Below are 20,289 nucleotides of genomic sequence, written 5' to 3' on the forward strand. Positions count from 1 at the left end.
AGGCCACCCTGCTCGCTGGATACGGCAGCCCTCCGCCTCCGTTTCGCTGGCCGAGCCGAAATGTCGATGCGGCCGCGGGGCCAGGCGCGGGCGATGGCCGCCCCGACGTCGGGGTGCGCCGGCGTCGGCTCAGCCGGCAGCGGCCGCGACGATGTCGCGCACGAGCGCGGCCACCTCGTCCGGCTGCGACAGGAACGGAGAGTGGCCCGCGTCGAGGCGCCGCACGTCCCTCGCGCGCTGCGACATCGCCTCCTGCGCGAACACCGGAATGGCGTTGTCGCGCTCGCAGATCACGTAGGTGGAGGGCAGCTCCTGCCAGGCCGCGGCCCCCAGCGGCTCCGAGAAGGACGCCTTGGACTGAGGCTGCAGCGCCGCTGCCGCGGCGGCTGCGACCTCGTCGCTGCAGTCGTTGTAGAAGATGTCGCGCGCGCGGTCGGGCAGCATCGTCCGGCCATCCGTGGAGGTGATCCACCACGGCGGCTCCTGGCCTCCGATCGCCGAGAGCAGCGATTCCCCCGGGCCGAGCATGAACGCGCACAGGTAAACGAGGTGGGCGACGTTGCCCGCGCGGGCCGCCACCTCCGTGACCGGCAATCCCCCGTAGGAGTGCGCGACCACGACGGCCTCGCCGGGCGCCTCGGCCAGCGCCGCCCGCACCACCTCCGCGTCCGCCGCGAGGCCGCCCGCGGCGGGCCCGACGCTCCGCAGCTCTGGCACCCGGACGTCGAGCCCGCTGGCGAGCAGCCGACACGCGACCTGGGACCAGCAGGACGGGCTGTGCCAGGCGCCGTGGACGAGTACGACCGATGAGATCTTGCGCATGTGCTCCTCTCCTCCGCAGCTCACGGCGGGACCGAAGGACGCTATCCGACCCCCTCGAGCGACACCAGCGCGCGTCGCCCGCAGCGCCGAGCCCGCTCTCCCCGCGCCTCCGCCGGCCCCGCGCGCCTCCGCCCGCCCTCCCGCGAGGATCCCGCGGCGCCGCGCCGCGCCCGGGGCGCGCCCTCGACCGCGGCCCTGGATGGAGGTATACCAATAATCGGAACGTCATTCCGAATAGTGGAACGAGCATGGAGCGATCCGGGACGGTCGACAAGGCGGTGCGCGCCCTCGAGGCGCTGGGCGAGGGCGGCGGCAGCGCTTCGCTCTCGGAGCTCGCGGAGCGGCTCCGCATGCCGAAGGCGACGCTGCACCGGCTGCTCGCGTCGCTCGCCGCGCACGCGCTGGTGGAGCAGGACGGGGAGGGGCGCTACCGGCTCGGCGTCGGCCTCATCCGGCTCGGGCTCGGGGCGCAGGGGCTCGACGCGGTCGCGCGCGTCGCGAGGCCCGAGCTGGAGCGGGCGGCGCGCGCCTTCGGCGAGACGTTCTTCCTCGTCGCCGCGCGCGCCGGCAGGCTCGTCGTGCTCGACAAGGCCGAGGGCACGGGCCTCCTGCGCGCGGCGCCCACCGTCGGGGCCGAGGTGCCGGTCGACGTCACCGCGAGCGGCCGGCTCTACCTCGCGCACGCGCCGGAGCTCGTGGGCGCCTCGGGCGCGGACCCGGCCATGCTCCGCGCCGCGCGGCGCGCCGCGAAGCGCGGCTACGACGTCAACGAGGGCGCGTGGATCGACGGGCTCACCGTCATCGCGGCCCCGGTGCTCGCGCGCGGCGGCCTGCACGGCTGCGTCGCCTGCGCCGCGGCCGCCCAGAGCCTGCGCGGCGATCGTCGTGACGCCGCGGTGAATCACACGCGCGACGCCGCCGAGCGGGTCGCGCGCGCCCTCCAGGGCGAGGGCAGGAGGTGAACGGCATGAAGACATGGATCGATGGGCGGATCGTCGACGCTGCGGACGCGACCGTGAACGTGACCGATCACGGGTTGCTCTACGGCGACGGCGTGTTCGAGGGCATGCGCGTCGCGGCGGGGCGCGTCTTCCGGATCGAGCGCCACCTCGCGCGGCTCGAGATCGGCGCGAGGGCGCTCGGCATCGCGCTCCCGCGCTCGCTCGACGGGCTCCGCGCCGTCGTCGAGGAGACGGCGCGCGCGCACGGCCAGCCCGAGGCCTACGTGCGCCTCGTGGTGACGCGCGGCGTGGGCCCGCTCGGCGTCGACCCGACGACCTGCGAGCGGCCGGGGCTGTTCTGCATCGTGGGGGCCATCCGCCTCTTCGACGACGAGCAGCGGCGGCGCGGCCTCGAGCTCATCACGTCGAGCCACAGGAGGCCCAACGCGGACGCGCTCGACATGCGGATCAAGAGCCTGAACTACCTCGGCTCCGCGCTCGCGAAGCTCGAGGCGAGGCAGCGCGGCGCCGACGACGCGCTGCTCCTGAACGCGCGGGGCCACGTGGCCGAGGCCACCGTGGCCAACGTGTTCGCGCTCCGCGGCGACGTGCTCGCGACGCCGCCGGCCACCGACGGGTGCCTCGAGGGCATCAACCGCGCGGCCGTCATGGAGCTCGCGCGCGGCATCGGGCTCACGGTCGTGGAGCGCTCGATCGGGCGGCTCGACCTCTTCGCCGCCGACGAGGCGTTCCTGACGGGCACCGGCGCCGGCGTGATCGCCGTCAGGAGCCTCGACGGGCGCACCATCGGCCGCGGCGAGCGCGGCCCCGTCACGGCCCGCCTGACCTCGCTCCACCGGCAGCTCGCCGAGACCGAGGGCGCCCCGTTCATCACCGCGCCCGGCGGCCCGGGTTGAGCGGAAGTCCGAGTTAACCGGTTCATTTCTGCGTTACTCGGCACGTCGGCTCGCCCGTGCTCCCGCGAGGCCTGGCCGCCGCGCGGGAGAGCGCGTCAGCTGTCGCGGGCGATCTCCGCGAAGACGCCGCGCAGCCAGGTGTGCGCCGGGTCCTTCGCGTGCCGCTCGTGCCACACCTGATCCACCGAGAACCCGCCGAGCTCCACGGGCGGCTTCATGACGTGCAGCTCCTCCATCTCCGCGAACACGCGCGCGATGCGCGCCGGCACGGTCAGCACGAGATCGGTCTGGGCCACGATGTGGGCTGCCACGAGAAAGTGCGGGATCTGCAGCGCCACGCGGCGCGAGAGCCCTCGTTCGGCGAGGACCTCGTCCACCCGGCCTCCGCCCTCGCCGCGCGGGCTGATGAGCGCGTGCGGCAAGCTCGTGTACGTCTTGAGCGTGAGCTTGCCCCGCACCGCGGGGTGGCTCCTCCGCACGACGCACATGTAGCGCTCCTCGATGAGCCTTTGCCGGTAAAACCCCGCGGGCAAGGCGGGGAGCAGGCCGATCGCGAGATCGACCTTGCCTGTCTCCATGGCGCTCCACATCTCGCTGTCGTAGGGGCGCGCGACGAGGTCGATGAAGGGCGCCTCGGAGACGAGCTTCTGCACGAGCCGCGGCAGCAGGATGAGCTCCACGTAATCGACCGTGGCGACGGTGAACGAGCGGCGCGCCGTCGCGGGCTCGAAGCGAGGGCTGCGCGCGACCGTCGCCTCGATCTTGGCGAGGGCCTCGCGGATGGGGCCGATGAGCTCCTGCGCGCGCGGCGTCGGGATCATCCCCCGCGGCGTGCGCACGAGGACGGGATCGTCGATCAACACGCGGAGGCGCCCGAGGGCGTGGCTCATCGCCGACTGGCTCAGCCCGACGCGCGCCGCCGCGCGCGTGACGCTCCCCTCCGCCAGCAGGGCGTCGAGGACGACGAGCAGGTTCAGGTCGATGGAAGCGAGATGCACGGGATGCATGGGGCCCATGCTACTAATGAGTTGGAAGGGCGCCATCGGCCGACCTAAAGGTTGGCCATTGAGCCGGCACGGTCACTGACCTCACCGAGAGCGGTGGGGGGAATGCCGCCGGCCTCCCCGCCCATGTCCCGCTTCGATCTCCCGAGCTCGCCCGCGGAGCCGGGCTCACGGCTCCTCCTCGCGCCCGCTCCGCCCGCCGTCATGGCGATACCCGGCGATGCCGCAGGCCGATCCGCCGGGGAATGTCGTCTCGTGGTCTTGTTTGTAAAGGTTCGTTAAGAAGTCAGATTTGTGCTGCGAACGTCTGTGAACGTTGCCATGTCTGGTCCGGTCCGCTAAGTAATCGCCGCCTGAGATCGCCTGTGGCGCGATCCCCGCAAGGGGTCGTATCGAGGCGGAGCGGCCCGAGCGCGCTTGTCGCATGGAGCGCGCGAGGACCGGGCCTCGAGCCTCCGGCGTGCCTCCAAAGCCGCGTGGATGGCCTGGATCGGCCATCTCGCCCCGGCTCTCGCCCGCCGCGCCGGCGCCGCGCCGGCGCCACGTCGGCCGCCGTCGTCGTAACGCCAGGTCGGTTTCACCTGTGTTTCCCCGGCGCTGCCGCCGGACGGCGCGCCGCATCCATGAACGCCGTGATTCGAGATCGGTGTCGAACAACCGTAACAGGAAGAGAGAGCGTCATGCCAAGTCCGAGATTGAGTTCCTTGATCCTCGCTCCCATCGTCTCTGTTTCTCTCCTCGCCTCGTGCGCCCCCGCCGCGCCGGAGGGCGAGGGCGAGGTAGAAACCCTCGGCGCGGCGTCGAGCGCGCTCACGGCTCAGCAGCGGCTCGCGGCGTGCGACCAGGATCCTCGCGTGATCGCCGGGCTCGTCACGCGGGAGATCTGCGCGGGCGCCGACATCTTCTTTCGCGAGACCTTCGAGGGCAACGGCCGCTCCTGCGGGACGTGCCATCCTGTCGGAAACAACTTCACGATTGACATCCCCTTCATCGACGCTCTGCTCGTGGATAACCCGCTCGATCCGCTGTTCGTCTTCGAGCAGGACCCGGGGCTGACCGATCTCGAGACGCCCGAGCTGAAGACGCTCGGCCTGATCCGCGAGAACATCGACGGCTTCGACGATCTCGACAACAAGTTCTCGATGCGCGCGGTCCCCCACACGCTCTCGCTGGCGACGAGCATCACGCCGGATCCGGTGGACGGGATAACGAGCCCGCCGGTCCATCGCACGGGCTGGTCGGGCGACGGCGCCCCGGGCACCGGCTCGCTGCGCGAGTTCCTCACCGGGGCGATCACGCAGCACTACCCGACGGATCTCGGCCGCGAGCCGGGGGTGGCCTTCCGGCTCCCGACGGAGCAGGAGCTCGATCTGACGCTCGCCTACCAGATGAGCCTGGGCCGGACGAACGAGCTCAACCTCGCGCAGGTGAACCTCGCCGATCCCGAGGCGAACGACGGGCGGCAGGCGTTCCTCGACCCGGCGCGGGGCCGCTGCAACGTGTGCCACTCCAACGCGGGCGCGAACCACCTGGACACGGGGCGCAACCGCAACCTGGACACGGGCACACGGAAGGCCCCCGCGACCGGCACCATCGGCGCGTTCGACGGCGGCTTCGGCGGCTCCGGGCTGGCCTCGCCCAACATCGATGTCCTGGACATCGGCTTTCTCAACGGGTTCGGCGACGGCACGTTCAGCACCCCGCCCCTCATCGAGGCCGTGGACACGCCGCCGTTCTTCCACACGAACGCCTTCGGGAACGACATCGAGGGCGCGGTGGCGTTCTATGTGTCGAACTTCTTCAGGGATTCGCCGGCCGGTCTGGAGCTCGAGGCGCGGTTCGGCAGCCCCGTCCAGTTCCCCGACACCGACATCATCAAGATCGGGCGGTTCCTTCGCGTGCTGAACGCCGCGTTCAACCTCGACCTCGCAAAGCAGCGCCTGAACGCCGCCCAGGTGCTCGTCCAGCAGTTCCACGACACGCGCGCCGACGTCCAGAGGCGCCTGATGGAGCTGGCCGAGGCCGAGATCGACGACGCGCTGCAGGTCCTCGCCGTCGGCGGCACGCCGCTGCACCCCGTCTCCACGGATCGCCTCCAGCTGGCGAAGACCGAGATCGCGGCGGGCCTCTCGGCGGCGACCTGGTCGCAGCGCCAGGGCCGGATCTCGAACGCGATCTCGCGCGTCCAGAACGCGCGTGATCAGTTCGGAGCGAACATCAACTTCCAGCTCGGCAAGGGCAACCTGATGTACTAGCGGAGCGCCAGGAGCCCTGTCAGGGCGCTGGCCCGGCGGTCCGAGCGACTGGCGGGCCCCGCCCCGGGGTTCGTGTCCCCGCCGCTGGCGAACGCCGCACAAATCGGTAGCTTACGGGCCCCGGCATGGCCGGTATGCCAGGTGCCCTGCGCTGATGTTGTCCGGTTCACGTCCTGATGTCGTTTCCCTCGCTTCGCCTGAAACAGGGCGCTCCCGCGAGGGGGGCTCGCTCCTGCTGCGGCTCCTCGGGCTGAGCTGGGCGTACCGGGGGCGCGTCCTTCGTGTCCTCGGCTACCAGATCGTCCTGCTCTCGCTGGGGCTCGCTGGGCTCGGCCTGACCGGGCTCGCCATCGACATCCTCCGCCATCGGCTCGATCCCTCGAACCGCCTGCCCGATCTGCCGGCCGACCTCGGACGGCTGGTCGACGCCGAGCGTGAGCCCATGCGCGCGGTCCTCTCGATCGGCGCCGCCATCCTCGCCATGGCGGCCGCGCGCGCGGTGATCAACTACGGTTACGCGCTCTCGGTGGGCTACCTCGTCCACATGGAGATCGTCCCGGATCTCCGGGCGCGGGTGTACGACAAGCTCCAGCGGCTGAGCTTCCGGTTCTTCGACGCCAACAAGAGCGGCTCGCTCATCAACCGCGTCACCGGCGACGTGCAGCTCGTGCGCTCCTTCGTGGACGGGGTGCTGCTCCCGAGCGTCATCATGGTCCTGTCGCTCGGCGTGTACGTCGCGTACATGCTGCGCGCGCACGTCCTGCTGACGCTCGCGTGCCTCGCCCCGACGCCGCTCCTCTGGATCGCGAGCACGCTCTTCGCCCGGTGGGCGCAGCCCGCCTACCTGCGCAACCGGGAGCTCGTGGACCGCATGGTCCTGAGCTTCACGGAGGGGCTGCAGGGCATCCAGGTCATCAAGGGGCTCGGGCGAGAGCGCGAGGCCCATCGCCGCTTCGACGAGCGCAGCCGCGAGGTGCGCGAGCAGCAGCAGGAGACGTTCCGGACCGTCAGCGTGCTCAGCCCGACCATCGATCTGCTCGGGCAGGTGAGCCTCGTCATCCTGCTCGGCATGGGCGGGCTGCTCGTCACGCGCGACCGGATGACGCTCGGCCAGCTCGTCGTGTTCGCCGGCATCCTGCAGCAATTCTCGGGGCAGATCGCGAGCATGGCGACGATCGTCAACACCGCGCAGCAGAGCTTCATCGGGGCGAAGCGCGTCTTCGAGGTGCTCGACACCCCCGTCGAGATCACGAGCCCCGAGGCGCCGGCGCGCCCCGCGCGGGTGGAGGGGCGCCTCGTGTTCGAGCGCGTCACGTTCGGGTACGATCCGGAGAGGCCCGTCCTCCACGACGTCCACCTCGACGTCGCGCCCGGGCAGTTCGTCGCCGTGATCGGCCCGACCGGCGCGGGCAAGAGCACGCTGCTCAGCCTGATCCCGCGCTTCTACGATCCGACGTCGGGGCGCGTCCTCCTCGACGGCATCGACCTCCGGCGCCACGACCTCGACCAGATCCGGCGGCGCATGGGGGTCGTCTTTCAGGACAACTTCCTCTTCAGCAACACCGTGGCGGCGAACATCGCGTTCGGCGCCCCGCACGCGACGCGCGAGCAGATCGAGCGCGCCGCGGTCATCGCCTGCGCCCACGAGTTCATCCGGGAGCTGCCCGAGGGCTATGACACCGAGCTCGGCGAGGCGGCGGCCAACCTCTCGGGCGGCCAGCGGCAGCGGCTCGCCATCGCGCGCGCCGTGCTGCTCGACCCGCCGCTGCTCCTGCTCGACGACCCGACCGCGGCGGTGGACGCGAGCACCGAGCGCGAGATCCTCGACGCGATCCTCAGCGCGACGCGGGGGCGGACGACGATCATGGCGACGCACAGGGCGCACCTGCTCCGCCGCGCGCACCAGGTGATCGTGCTCGACCGGGGCCGCATCGCCGAGCGGGGGACCCACGAGGAGCTGCTCCGGCGGCGCGGCCACTACGCGAGCGCCCTCGCGCTGCACGACGCCCACGCCGTCGGGGCGCGGGCGGACGACGACACCCCCTCGCGCCGCGCCGCCGCGGGCGCGCGCGCTGCCGAGGACCCGGCGTGAGCCGCGGGGTCGACGCGCCGAGCCGCCCCGCGACGGCGTCGAGGGCGGCCCGCTCCGCGGCCGAGGCGGCGCCGATCGACGCGCGCCTCGGCCTCGCGCGCGTGGCGCTCGAGGACGAGCCGGACCAGCACCACCGCACGCTCGATCTCGGGCTCGCACGGCGGGTGTTCGCCTTCACCCGCCCGTACGCGCGCAAGCGGAACGCGCTCTTCGCCCTCGTGGTGGTCAGGTCGATCCAGCTCCCGATCCTGACCTGGGCGGTCGGCGCCATCATCAGCGGCCCGGTGGCCCGGCGCGACGCGCGCGCCACGCTGCTCGCCGTCCTCGGCTTCGCCGCGCTCGTCCTCTTCACCGAGATCGTCTTCCACTACCGCGCGCGGCTCGCGCTCGAGCTCGGCGAGGCGGTGGTGTTCGACATGCGCGATCGGCTGGAGAGCCACCTCCTGCGCATGCCGATGCGCTTCTTCGTGAAGACGAAGGTGGGGCGCCTCATCGGCCGCATGACGTCCGACATCGACGCGATCCGGGTGGCGGTGCAGGACGTCGTGTTCGTGAGCACGGTGAACCTCGGCACCATGGCGGTCGCGATGGCGCTGATGGCCCACGCGCACTGGCAGCTCTTCCTCGTGGTGGTCGCGATGGTCCCCGTGTTCTGGGGGCTGATCGTCTATTTCCACAAGCGCCTCGGGGCCGCCCACCAGCGCGCGCAGGAGAGCTTCACCCGCGTGACCGCGACGCTCGCCGAGTCGGTCACGGGGGTGCGCGTGACGCAGGGCTTCGTGCGGCAGGACATCAACGGCGGGCTGTTCCGCGCGCTGATCTTCGACCACTCGCGCTACAACATGGATGCGGCGCGCCACTCGGCGACGTTCCTCCCGCTCCTCGAGTTCAACGGGCAGCTGTTCCTGGCCGTCCTCGTGGTCGTCGGCGGCTATCAGGCGCTCCACGGCGCGATCGAGCTGCGCGTGCTCGTGGAGTTCTTCTTCCTCGCGAACCTCCTGTTCAACCCGATCCCCGTCCTGGGCAATCAATACAACCAGGCCCTCACGGCGATGGCGGGCGCCGAACGGCTCTTCCGCGTGCTCGACACGGCGCCCGACTGGCCCGACGAGCGCGGCCTCCCGGCGCTGCCGCCCGCGCGCGGCCGGGTCGTGTTCGAGGGGGTCCACTTCGCCTACGATCCGGGCAAGCCGGTGCTCCACGGCGTCGATCTCGTCGCCGAGCCGGGGCAGATGATCGCGCTGGTCGGGCACACGGGCAGCGGCAAGACGTCGATCCTGAACCTGCTCGCGAAGCTCTACCTGCCGACGGCGGGGTCGATCACCGTCGACGGGCACGATCTCGCGGCGACCTCGTCCGCCTCGCTGCGCGCGCAGCTCGGGCTGGTGCTGCAGAGCAACTTCCTCTTCAGCGGGACGGTGCTCGACAACGTGCGCCTGGGCAACCCCGCCGCGACCGACGCGGAGATCCGCGACGCGGCGCGGGGCCTCGACGTGCTCGACATGCTCGACGCGCTGCCGGACGGCCTCGGCACCGAGGTCGGCGAGCGCGGGACGGCGCTGTCGCTCGGGCAGCGGCAGATCGTGTGCTTCCTGCGCGCCATGGTCGCCAATCCGCGCATCGTGCTGCTCGACGAGGCGACGAGCGCCGTGGACGCGCTCACCGAGGCCCGGCTGCAGGCGGCGCTCGGGAGGCTCTTGCGAGGGCGGACGAGCTTCGTCGTGGCTCACCGGCTGAGCACGATCCGGCACGCCGATCGCGTCGTCGTGCTCGACCACGGTCGGGTCGTCGAGCAGGGGACGCACGCGGAGCTGCTCGCGCGGGGGGGAGCGTTCGCGGCGCTCCACCGGGAGCTCATGAAGGAGGGGCCGGCCCCCGTGGAGGGAGCGCGCGGCGTCAGGAGGTCAGGCGACCTCTAGGCGGACGGGGACGTTGTTGCGGGTGGCGTTCGAGTAGGGGCAAACCTGGTGCGCCTTCTCGACCAGCTGCTCGGCTTGCGACCGCTCCAGGCCCGGCAGCGCGATCCGCAGGCCGATGTCGAGGCCAAACCCGCCCTCGGAGCGCGGGCCGATGCCGACGGTCGCCGTCACGGTGGCGTCGGCCGGGATCCGGGCCTTCTCCTGCGCGGCCACGAACTTGAGGGCGCCCAGGAAGCAGGCCGCGTAACCCGCCGCGAACAGCTGCTCCGGGTTGTTCCCCTCGCCGCCAGCGCCGCCGAGCTCCTTCGGTGTCGAGAGCTTGACCTTGAGAGCACCGTCGGCAGTGGCAGCGTGGCCATCGCGGCCGCCATTGGCCGTGGCTTGCGTCGTGTACTTCACGTCAACAGGCATTGGAGCGTTCCTTTCGTGGCGATGAGCCCGGTCACGGGCAGCGCGTCCCCGCCGGGCACGGCCCGACCGGACAGCGCCGTTCGGGGATGCTCCCATAGTGCCCGCGCTCCTCCCGGGCAACCGCGGGAGAAGACGCCACCCGGAAATCACGCCCGGCGTCGACCGCGCGGCGTCATCCGCCTGTCATCCGCTTGCAGTCATTGCAGTCAGCGAGGCGCTCCCCGCCACCTCACGTCAGCTCGAGCGCGCGTCGACGCCCGCGCCCGGGCGGCTCACCGCGCGCCCTCGGCGCCGCAGCGGGAGAGCGCGTAACGCAAGGCGCTCTGGAGCACGCCGAAGGTCTTGAACCCGCCATCCGCCGCGCCGAGCTCCGTCATCGTCCGCGCGATCTCGGGCGAGATCCCGGAGACGAGGCAGCTGCTGCCGAGGAGGTTCGCCGCGCGCACCACGGCGAGGAGGTGCGCCACGGTCGCGGCGTCCACCGCGCTCACGCCGGTCAGGTCGAGGATGGCGAAGCGCGCGCTCGTCCGCACGATCTCGGTGAGCAGCCGCTCCATGATGTCATTCGCCCGCCCGGTCTCCACGGTCCCGATGATCGGCAGCACGAGGACCCCCTCCCACGCCTGGATGATGGGCGTGGACATGGCGCGCATCGTCTCCTGCTGCTGCCGCATCAGCGCCTCGGCGCGCTCGCGCTCGGCGTTCTCCGCCGCGAGCAGGCGGTTCTTCTCCTCGAGCTCCTCCGCGTGGATCGCCCGGCGATGGAGCGCCTCCCTGAGCTCGGCCTCCAGCTGCTTGAAGGGCGTGATGTCCCTGATCGTGATCGCGACACCGTCGCTCAGCGGGATGACCTGATGCTGGAACCACACATCCTTGTGCACTGGACCCTCGCTCTGCTCCTCCTCGAGGAGCCGCTCGCCGGTCCGAGCGACGCGGGCGTACTTGTCCAGCTGCTGGCGCGCGGCGGGCGAGAGATCGCTGAGCCGCTTGCCGACGATCTCCTCGCGGGGCATCGATATCCCCGTGAGGGCCCTCTGGTTGGCGTCGGTGAGCACGAAATCCACGAGTGTCCCGGCCTCGTCGAACACGCTCCGGAGCACGAAGAAGGCGTCCAGGCTCCCTTCGACCGCCGCCCGGAACCGGGACTCGGCCTCGAGCAGCGACTCCTCCGCGCGCTTGCGATCCGTGATGTCACGAGCGACGAAATAGACGAGCTCCTCCTCCGGGTGAACCGACGAGTTCCACTCGATCCACCGGTAAGAGCCGTCGCGACACCGGTAGCGGTTCGTGAACGTCACGCTGCCGCTGCCGCCGAACACCTGCGCCGACTCGTCCAGCGTGCGCTCTCGATCGTCCGGGTGCACGAAGTCGATGAATGGAGTCGACAAGAGCTCTTCGCGCGAGAACCCGAGCGTGCGCTCCCAAGCCTGGCCAACCCGCTTGAAATGCCCGTCAAAACCGGCGGTGCCGATCAGATCCACGGACATCTCGAAGAAGCGGCCCAGCTCGTCCGTTTGCCACGCTTGTTTCATGGTATATTCCACCGCTATCAGATCCGGCGTCCACGATCGAGCCTCTGGCGCGACGCGAGGCCCAGCGCAGCGGCCGCGCCTGCCAGCGGTCGGGGGGCGCGCTGGACGACCGCGCTCCCGGTCAGTCTCACTCGACGCCTGAAGGAGAGAGCCTCTCGATGAAGCCCATTGCCATGCTGGTTTCCCTGGGCTTCACGGCGCTCGAGATACCGCGCTCGCCCGACGCGGCCGGTCAGCTCGTGCGGAAGGCGCGGTAGAGCTCGTCGCGCCACGCGATCAGGTCGTCGTAGCGATCGCGCAGGTCGGGGTCGGAGAAGCACCGGCGGCTGGCGGCGCCGAGCTTCAGCTGGGCGGGCGGCGCGACGTTCACGAGGACCTGGCTCATCGCGATATCGGCGAACGTGAAGCGTCCGAGGAGCGTCCGCGGCGCGTCTCCGGGCGGCGCCGCACGCGCGAGGGTCTCGCGGATCTCCTCCAGCACGGCGACCTGCGTTTGCCGGTGCGCCTCGCCGTCGGCCTTGTCGCCTTCGTACTTGCGGAGGGTGCGGGCGACCCCCAGCGCTCCTAGCCGCGAGGCGAGGGGCGCGAGCGCGCGGCGGATCGGCCTCGGCGCCATCTCGGCGAGCGCCTCGTCGTCGGCCAGCATGCGCCTCAGCGCGCGGGCGCGCCCGGCGGCGAGGCCGCGCTCCGATAGATCGATGAGCCGCGCGATGTCGGCCTCGTGCTCGACAGGGAACAGGGTCGGTCCCGCGCCGCGCCCGTCTGCCCAGCGCGCGATGTCGGCCGAGTCCCCGAGCACGCGCCCGTCGTCGGTGGTGAGCACAGGCACCGAGACACGGCCTGTGAGCCGGCGGAGCTTCACCCGGAGCGCCGGCTCACCGACGAGCGGCTGGTAGTGCCGGAAGGTGTAGGGGACGCGCCGGACGTCGAGGGCCCAGCGGGCCTTCTCGGTCCACGGCGAGAAAACGAGGCCAAGGAGCTCGGTCATGTCGCCGGCAGACTACCACACTGGGGCGCGCCTCCGGCCGAGCGCTCGCGGGCGGAGGGCGCGGCGCGCCGGTGGGCCCTCGGGCTCACCGCGGGCGATCTCACGGGCGGGCGTCGATCTCGTCGACCTTGTCGACCTCGTCGATTTCCACCCAGATCGACTCGGGATCGTCGAACCCCTTGAGCCGGAACGCGCCCGCTCGGCGGAAGTCCGCGCGCGACGGGTCGGGGAGCGCGGCGGCCGCGGAGCGCGAGAGCGTCACGCGGCCGGGGCGCGGCAGGCCGACCCCGGAGCTCGGCTCGTCCGCGCGATCCTCCTCGGTGACCGCCTCGATGCGGAAGAGCCGGTGGACCTCCGTGCCGATGACGTCGTGATCGCTCATGCGCACCCAGCCCCAGTGGACGACGAGGCGCAGCTGGGCGGGATCGTCGACGGCGCGGCGGAGCACGCGGGCCGCGTCGACGGCGCGGGCCACCGTGGGATAGACCGCGAGGTACCCATCGCCGGTCCCCTTCAGCAGGCGCGGGTTCGTCGCCCCTCGGAGGGAGCCGCGGAGCCGGTGAAGGTGGTCGACGAAGCCGGTGTCGCCGATGCTGCGGATCATGTGGGTCGACCGGACGATGTCGATGAGCAGCATCGCCACCTCCACCCGGTCGGTCGGCTCCGTCTCCTCCCGCCGCTCGTCGGGGAAGAGCTCGAGGAGCGTGAGGTGGAGATCGTCCCAGTGGATTCGCTCGAGGTGCGCGCTGAGGCGGGCGAAGGTGGGGGAGGCGGCGATCGCTCGCCGCGCGGCGTCAGGGCCCTCGCCGTCGGCGATCTCCGTCGCGAGGCGGTCGAGGAGGGAGAACACCGCCCCGCCGATCTCCTCGTCGGCGTCCGGGCGCCGGAAGAGCTCGCGCTGGACGTCGACCACGAGGTCCCAGTGGCGGGGCCAGGGCTCCCCGTGGCCGATGATCACGTGGCGGATCGCGTGGAACCGGCCGCCGCCGGGGAGCGGCTCGATCAATGCGCGGAGGGAGGGGTGGAGCAGGTAATACCGCGAGCGCGGCAGCTCGTGGCGCGAGCCGACGACGGCGTCGTGCGGCTGGCGAAAGCGCTGGACCTGGCGCTCGGTCCCCGGATCGGCGCCGAGCACCCCGAGGAGGCCGCACTCGAAGAGCTCGCGGAAAGGGTGGTAGACGTCGTCGGCGTCCCGGCCGTGGGCGTCGTAGAACGCGCGATCGACCTCATGAAACCTGCACCAGACCTCGACCACCTCGTCGTGGGTGAGGACGTCGCAGGGGAGGAGGCCGAGGAAGCGAGCCCGCTTGTCGCGGTGACAGAGCACCTCGAGGAAGACCCGCATCTCGTCGAAGATGTTGGCCACGAGGAGGCCGGCGCTGGTGCTCTGCACGATCTGCGTGAAGGTCCGCTCGTCGAGCGCCTTCCGGTTGCGCGAGATCTCGGAGGCGAGGATCACGAGGTCGCGCGGCCGCCCGAGGGTGTGGCGGTGGAGGAAGTCGAAGGTCGACTCGCCGCGGGCCGAGCGCGCCGCGCTCACCACGTCGAGGTGGATGAACTCGCGGAGCGGCAGCCGCTCGTAATAATACGTGAGCTTCTCGAGCAGCTCGAAGAGCTCGTGCTTGGCGTAGCGGAGCGTCGACGTCGCGCCGTAGAGGTTGGTCTTGATGTCGGACTCGTAGGCGGAGAACGCCTCCTCGCGGATGGTGGCGAAGATCTTGACGTGCCGGTTGGCGTTCATCAGATCCCACGCGGCCTCGATCATCCCCGCTTGCATGTGGATCCACGCGGCCCGCGGGAGCCGCCGGAGCGCCTGATCGAGCTTGTCGATGAAGATGAAGACGCCGCTGTGGAGCGAGCGGAGCCGCCGCTCGAGCGGGCGCTCCATCGCGTCGACGACCTGGTTGATCTGGCGAACGGTCAGCGAGAGCAGCTCCTTCAGCACCATCGTCGGCTCGACCGGCCGGCCCTCCAGGAGCCCGCGCAGGCTCCGGGGGAGCGGCGCCAGATCCGCGGGATCGCCGGCGCCGGCGGCGCCGGTGGCCGCCGACTGGTAGGAGACGATCGACATGCGGAAGCTGAAGCTCCAGAGCCGCTTGCACTCGTGGAGGCCCGACATGAGGTCGCTCCGGGTCTGATCGACGGTGGGCAGATCGCCCATCAGATCGAGGTACGGCCGCCCCTCCGGGATGAACTGCACGGCGGCGTGGCGGCGCTCGCGGCCGGTCGCCGCCAGGTAGATCTCGCTGAGGACCGAGCGCTTGTACGTGAGGAGGAGGGTCTTGCCGAGCCCCTTGCTCCCCGAGACAAAGTGCTTGTTGGCGCTGTCGAGGAACTCCCGGACCACGGCGTTCTTGAAGGTCAGGTCCTTGAGGGCGCCGATATCGATCTGGTTGGCGTCCGAGGCCCAGCTCTGGTTCGTGGGGGGCTCGGGCGGCGAGGGCCGGGGCAGGGGCAGGGGCGGCTCCGGCGGGCGCCCGGCGAGCGTCCGGAGGGCCTCGATGAGCTCGCGGGCGGAGGTGAACCGGCGGTCGAGGTCGCGGTGGGTCGCCCGGGCGAACCAGGCGTCAAAGCCGCTCGGGACGTCCGCCAGGCGCGACGGCGGGGCCGGGACATCGAAGCAGATCTTGTGGACGAGCTCGAAGAGCGACTCGCCGCGGAAGGGCCGTTGCCCGGTCATGCACTCGTAGGCGATGACGCCGATCGACCAGAGGTCCGCGCGGAGGTCGACCCCGCGGGCGTCGGCGATCTGCTCCGGGCTCATGTAGCTCACCGTGCCCAGGGTGGCGCCGGCGTCCGTCTGCGGCGCTCCCTGGGGGTCGAGCCCGAGGTCACCGAGCTTGACGATCCCGAAGTCGAGGACCTTGCAGAGCGGGCCATCGTCGTCCTCGACGAGGAAGACGTTGGCCGGCTTGATGTCGCGATGGATGATGTCCATGCGGTGGGCCTTGGCGATCGCGCTGCAGACATCGCCGAGGATCGCCTTCGTCTCTTCGTAGGAGAGCGGCCCGCGGGCGATCCGCTGGGCCAGGTCCTCGCCGCGAAGGAGCTCCATGGCGATGTAGGGCACCTGCGTGGCTGCATCGACGTTGAAGTCGAGGAGCTGCACGACGTTCTTGCTCCGCAGCCTCGCCGCTGTCTGCGCCTCGCGGAAGAAGCGGGCGCGCGCCCGCTCCGTGCCGACGATCGCCGGATCCATCAGCTTGAGCGCGACCGGCTCGCCGAGGCGAAGATCGGTTGCCCGGTAGACCCGGCCCATGCCTCCCTTCTTCAGGAGCTCGTCGATCCGGAAGTGCTGGCCGACGACATCCCCCGGGCCAACGCTCCTGGCCCCGGTCGAGTCGCTCCCGCGAGCGGATGGCTTGGTGGCCTGGTGCGGACGGCGGGCACTCTCATCCGACATGTCGCCCAGCGTACCAGCCTTGGCGCCTCAGGAGAACCTGCGCGCCCGCGCCGTCCGTTTTTCCGCCGTTTACGCCGCCTGGGGCCCGGAGATCGGCATACCCCGTGCAATCACAGCGCCTCATGCGCTCCGGTGAGCCCAGGCTCTGGTCTTGTGATCTCCGGCGAGCGGGGCGCGATGAGCAGTTCGAGCGCACACCGCGCCGTGGGCCCGCGTCGGCGCCAGCTCGTCGAGCGGTCGTCGCGGGAGCAGGGTAGCCGCGAAGGGGGAGGTGCGTCCGTGCGAATCCATCATCTCAACTGCATCTCGACCTGCCCGCTCGGCGGCGCGCTGATGGACGGGCGGACCCTGGGGCTCCGCGGGAGGCTGACGTGCCATTGCTTGCTCCTCGAGACGGAGAGCGGCCTGGTCCTCGTGGACACCGGGCTTGGGCTGCTGGACGTCTCGATGGCGAGGAAGCGGCTCAGCCGGTTCTTCCTCTTCCTCGTGCGACCGGAGTTTCGCGCCGAGATGACCGCGCGCCGGCAGATCGAGCGCCTCGGCCTTCGACCCGAGGAGGTCCGCCATATCGTGCTCACCCACCTCGATTTCGACCATGCCGGAGGCCTCGACGACTTTCCTGGAGCGCAGGTCCATCTGCTCGCCGACGAGCGTGACGCCGCGCTCGCGCGGCGGACGCTCCTCGACCGGATGCGCTACCGGCCGGCTCAGTGGTCGACGCAGCCGAGCTGGATTGCCTACCCCTCGGGCGGTGGCGACCGCTGGTTTGGCTTCGAGGGCGCGCGGCCGGTGGGTGGTTTGAAGGACGAGGTGCTCTTCGTCCCGCTCATCGGTCACACGCTGGGCCACGCTGGCGTGGCTATCCGGAGCGATGGCGGCTGGCTGCTCCTCGCCGGCGACGCCTACTTCTATCACCGAGAGATGGACCCGGTCCGGCCGGCGTGCACGCCGGGTCTGCGGCTCTATCAGTTCATGATGGAGAAGGACCGCGGCGCGCGGCTCGAGAACCAGCGGCGGCTGCGCGCGCTGCGCGAGGCGCGCGGCCACGAGGTAAGGCTCGTGTGCTCTCATGACGTCGTGGAGTTCGAGCGCATCACCGGACGAAGCCACGCTGTGCCGGCCGGAGCGGGGAGGGGCGTGCCGGAGCCGCCGCTGTGGACGCCCGCTCCGGTCGCGGGCGCGCGCTGACCGCGCACAGCAGGCCATCTCCTCTCGGTAGGCCGCCTCCGAGGGCTGGGCGGCTCGTGGCTACGTTGCATCCCGGCGCGGCGCCGCGCCCACCGGAAGCGTGAAATGGAACGTCGTGCGGCCCCCCTCGGGGCTCTCGACCCAGATCCTGCCGCCGTGGGCCTCGACCAGCCCCTTCGCGATGTACAGGCCGAGGCCGAGGCCGACCACGCGCTCCTCCTTCGCCTTTCCCCGGAAGAAGCGCTCGAACAGGAGCGGGAGGTCCTGGGCCGGGATCCCGCGGCCGCTGTTCCGGATGGAGATCTGCACCGCGTCGCCGCGCCGCTCCAGCGCCACCTGTATCGGCGCCTCTGGATCACCGTATTTGACGGCGTTGGAGATGAGGTTACTGAGCACCTGCTCGACGCGCCCGGCGTCCGCGTGCACGATCGGGATCTCACCTCGGCTCTCGACGTCGACGGCGCGCCCCTCGATCTCGCTCTCCATCCGCTCGACGACCGCCTCCACGAGCGCGCGCGGGTCGATGGGGGCGCGCTCGATCGCGAGGCGACGCGACTCGATCTGGGAGATGTCCGTGAGATCGGAGACCATCCGCCCGAGCCGCTTGGCGCTCGCCAGGATGTGGCCCGCCCTCGCCTTCACCGCGGTCGTGACCTGGGGCTTCCGTTCGAGCTGGGTCGCGTAGCCGATGATCGTCGTCACGGGCTGCTTCAGGTCGTGCGCGACGACCGACGTCCACTCTTCCTTGAGTCGCTCGAGCTCCTTGAGCCGGGTGATGTCGTCGAAGACGACGACCGCGCCGAGCAGCTTGCCGTTCCCGTCGACGATGGGGCCAGCGCTCGCGAGCACCGCCAGCATGCTGCCGTCGGCGCGCCGGAGCGACAGCTCCCTCGAGCTCGTGACCTCGCCTCGCAGCGCGCTCGCCGACGGCTGCTCCTCGTCCGTGAGGGGCTGCCCGTCGGGCAGGCACAGGCACCATGCGCCGGGCAGCCCGGGCGGCGAGTCTGTCCCGGCGAGCTCCTGGGCGCGGCGATTCCGGGCGATCTGCGCGCCGGCCCGGTCGAGGAGGAGGATGCCGACAGGCGAGCGCTCGATGACCGCGTGGAGCCAGCGCCGCTCCGCCGCGAGCTGTCCGAGGAGCTGCTCGCGCTCCTCGTCGGCGAGCTTCTCCGTGGTGACGTCGCGCGAGATGCCGATCCCGGCGATCGGGTTTCCGTGCTCGTCGTGCTGGATCGTGATGTGAGTCGAGACCCAGCGGGTCCGGCCGCTCCTGTCGATGATGCGGAAGGTGAGCCGGCCGCCGGCCGCGGCCATGTGCTCGACGAACGCATGATAGCGCCCGACGTCCTCGGGATGGATCAGGGTGACGAACAGCTCAGGGTTCTCGTACCAGGCCGCGGGCGGATAGCCGGTGTGCTCGAGGACGGCGGGGTTGATGTACTCGTAGCCCCCCTCCGGGCCGAGCCGTATATGGAAGATGACGTCGCTCGCGTGCTCCGCGATCATCCGCAGGCGCTCCTCGCTGAGCCGCAAGGCGCGATCGGCGCGCCGCTGCTCGGTGACGTCGAGGGCCGTGCCGATCATCCGCAGCGGAGAGCCGTCCTCGGCGCGGATCACGTCCGCCTCGGTGTGGAGGGAGCGCTCTTCGCCGTTCGGGCGGACGATCCGGTAATCGACGCAATAGGGCAGGGTGCCCTGGAGCGCCAGGTCGACGGAGCGTATCACACCCTCGCGGTCCTCCGGGTGGATGAAGGCGAGGAACCGCTCGTACGTGAGCGCGCCGGCGTCGCGGGACACGCCCAGCATCCGATAACACTCGTCGGACCAGAGCAGCTCGTTGCTCGGAATGTGCCAGTCCCAGTTGCCCAGCTTCGCCAACCTCTGCGCGCGGGCGAGGCTGTCCTCGCTCAACCGGAGCGCGGCCTCCGCCTGCCTGGCTTCCGCGATCGTCGCGTGAAGCTGCTCGCGCGAGCGCTCGAGCTCGTGGTTCTCGCGCTCGAGCTCCTCGATCCGTGCGCGCTGGGCGTGCAGCTCGGGGGCGGCGAGGGCCATCCCGAAGAGGCTCGACAGGGCGACCGCGATCTCGACCAGCTCGGCCTGCGGGAGGTCGGGCTGCGCCGTGGCGCAGAGCAGCACCGCGCGCAGGGTGCCGGCGAAGGCGATGGGGATCGCGAACGCGCGGGTGCAGCCGCAGTGTCGGCGCAGGTGGCCGGCGTCCAGGAGCGCGTCGGCGCTCTCGTCCTCGGGCGCGACCTGCGCGATGTTCAAGCGGGCGGCGGCGCCGGCGAGGCTCGGGGCGTCGAGCGGCAGGCGCCGGAGGGGGTCCAGCGAGCCCGCGCTGCCGCCCGCGCAGGCGACGAGCCCGAGCGTGTGCGGCACCTGCGCGACATCGTAGAGGCAGGCGATGTCGACGTGGAGGAGGCGCGCCGCCGCCGCCACGATCGCTTGCTGCGGACCGTCATCGCCGGCGCGCGAGAGGGCCATCGACGCGTCGGCCACGGCGCGGGCGAGCGTGTCGGCTGACGCCGGCGGATCGCCGCGGTGTCGCTCCCTGGACGGTCCACCCCGTTCGTCTCCGCGCCCTCTGTCGTCGCTGTTCAATCCGCCCCTCGCGCCTTCTACCCGGATCCTGGTGGGCGCGAAGCGAGACTATCACGAGCCTTCGCGCCGCAACCTGGTTCACGCGGTCGTCCAGGGCCCGGGCCGGTGCAGGCCGGCGGCGGCTGTACCGCGCCCGCGCTGGCTGAGGAGGACGCCGGGGAGGAGTTGAGCAGCGGCCAGCGCGCTGGGAGGCGGCTGCTGGGCAGCGTCGCTCCC

Annotated in this window: 13 protein-coding genes; 6 read left to right on the forward strand and 7 right to left on the reverse strand. The window is 71.5% G+C overall.

The window, feature by feature from the left end; genetic code table 11:
* Positions 1-129: 129 nt before the first annotated feature.
* Positions 130-822 (reverse strand): alpha/beta fold hydrolase, encoded by a 693-nt coding sequence (locus WMF34_RS00900; protein WP_012232809.1) that lies wholly within the window; start codon positions 820-822, stop codon positions 130-132.
* A gap of 248 nt (positions 823-1,070) precedes the next feature.
* Between WMF34_RS00900 and WMF34_RS00905 the strand changes: the two genes are divergently transcribed.
* Together WMF34_RS00905 and ilvE are read left to right on the forward strand one after the other, a co-directional pair.
* Positions 1,071-1,784, forward strand: a complete 714-nt coding sequence (locus WMF34_RS00905) for an IclR family transcriptional regulator (RefSeq protein ID WP_012232810.1) — start codon at positions 1,071-1,073, stop codon at positions 1,782-1,784.
* Between the two features lie 5 nt (positions 1,785-1,789).
* Positions 1,790-2,680: a branched-chain-amino-acid transaminase gene (gene ilvE / locus WMF34_RS00910; protein WP_012232811.1), complete on the forward strand. Its 891-nt coding sequence runs from the start codon at positions 1,790-1,792 to the stop codon at positions 2,678-2,680.
* A gap of 95 nt (positions 2,681-2,775) precedes the next feature.
* Here the strand turns inward: ilvE and WMF34_RS00915 are convergent, their stop codons facing one another.
* Positions 2,776-3,687 (reverse strand): LysR family transcriptional regulator, encoded by a 912-nt coding sequence (locus WMF34_RS00915; RefSeq protein WP_197539364.1) that lies wholly within the window; start codon positions 3,685-3,687, stop codon positions 2,776-2,778.
* 701 nt (positions 3,688-4,388) lie between these two features.
* Here WMF34_RS00915 and WMF34_RS00920 point away from each other — a divergent pair.
* The 3 genes from WMF34_RS00920 to WMF34_RS00930 all read left to right on the forward strand — a co-directional run bounded on the left by WMF34_RS00920 (position 4,389) and on the right by WMF34_RS00930 (position 9,950).
* Positions 4,389-5,939 (forward strand): hypothetical protein, encoded by a 1,551-nt coding sequence (locus WMF34_RS00920; protein ID WP_437992109.1) that lies wholly within the window; start codon positions 4,389-4,391, stop codon positions 5,937-5,939.
* Between the two features lie 154 nt (positions 5,940-6,093).
* Positions 6,094-8,031, forward strand: a complete 1,938-nt coding sequence (locus WMF34_RS00925; protein ID WP_437992110.1) for an ABC transporter ATP-binding protein — start codon at positions 6,094-6,096, stop codon at positions 8,029-8,031.
* The gene (locus WMF34_RS00930) at positions 8,028-9,950 is read left to right on the forward strand and encodes an ABC transporter ATP-binding protein (protein ID WP_437992111.1); all 1,923 of its coding nucleotides are present in this window, start codon (positions 8,028-8,030) and stop codon (positions 9,948-9,950) included. Before WMF34_RS00925 ends, WMF34_RS00930 begins: the two co-directional genes overlap by 4 nt.
* Here WMF34_RS00930 and WMF34_RS00935 read toward each other — a convergent pair.
* From WMF34_RS00935 to WMF34_RS00950, 4 genes are all read right to left on the reverse strand, one after another.
* Complete coding sequence (locus tag WMF34_RS00935; protein WP_012232816.1) at positions 9,936-10,361, reverse strand: organic hydroperoxide resistance protein; 426 nt, start codon at positions 10,359-10,361, stop codon at positions 9,936-9,938. The two genes, WMF34_RS00930 and WMF34_RS00935, sit on opposite strands and share 15 nt — an antisense overlap.
* A 272-nt stretch (positions 10,362-10,633) precedes the next feature.
* The gene (locus tag WMF34_RS00940) at positions 10,634-11,893 is read right to left on the reverse strand and encodes a PAS domain S-box protein (protein ID WP_437992112.1); all 1,260 of its coding nucleotides are present in this window, start codon (positions 11,891-11,893) and stop codon (positions 10,634-10,636) included.
* Positions 11,894-12,125: 232 nt separating this feature from the next.
* Positions 12,126-12,881: a glutathione S-transferase gene (locus WMF34_RS00945; protein ID WP_012232818.1), complete on the reverse strand. Its 756-nt coding sequence runs from the start codon at positions 12,879-12,881 to the stop codon at positions 12,126-12,128.
* 100 nt (positions 12,882-12,981) lie between these two features.
* The gene (locus tag WMF34_RS00950; protein WP_437992113.1) at positions 12,982-16,284 is read right to left on the reverse strand and encodes a protein kinase domain-containing protein; all 3,303 of its coding nucleotides are present in this window, start codon (positions 16,282-16,284) and stop codon (positions 12,982-12,984) included.
* A gap of 279 nt (positions 16,285-16,563) precedes the next feature.
* Between WMF34_RS00950 and WMF34_RS00955 the strand changes: the two genes are divergently transcribed.
* Positions 16,564-17,472 (forward strand): MBL fold metallo-hydrolase, encoded by a 909-nt coding sequence (locus WMF34_RS00955; protein ID WP_437992114.1) that lies wholly within the window; start codon positions 16,564-16,566, stop codon positions 17,470-17,472.
* Between the two features lie 60 nt (positions 17,473-17,532).
* Here the strand turns inward: WMF34_RS00955 and WMF34_RS00960 are convergent, their stop codons facing one another.
* Positions 17,533-19,971, reverse strand: coding sequence for a PAS domain-containing protein (locus tag WMF34_RS00960; RefSeq protein ID WP_437992115.1), 2,439 nt, complete (start codon positions 19,969-19,971; stop codon positions 17,533-17,535).
* Positions 19,972-20,289: the final 318 nt, after the last annotated feature.

Origin of the sequence: Sorangium sp. So ce145 (assembly GCF_051525985.1) — a bacterium.
In the GTDB taxonomy this organism is placed as follows: domain Bacteria; phylum Myxococcota_A; class Polyangia; order Polyangiales; family Polyangiaceae; genus Sorangium; species Sorangium cellulosum_B.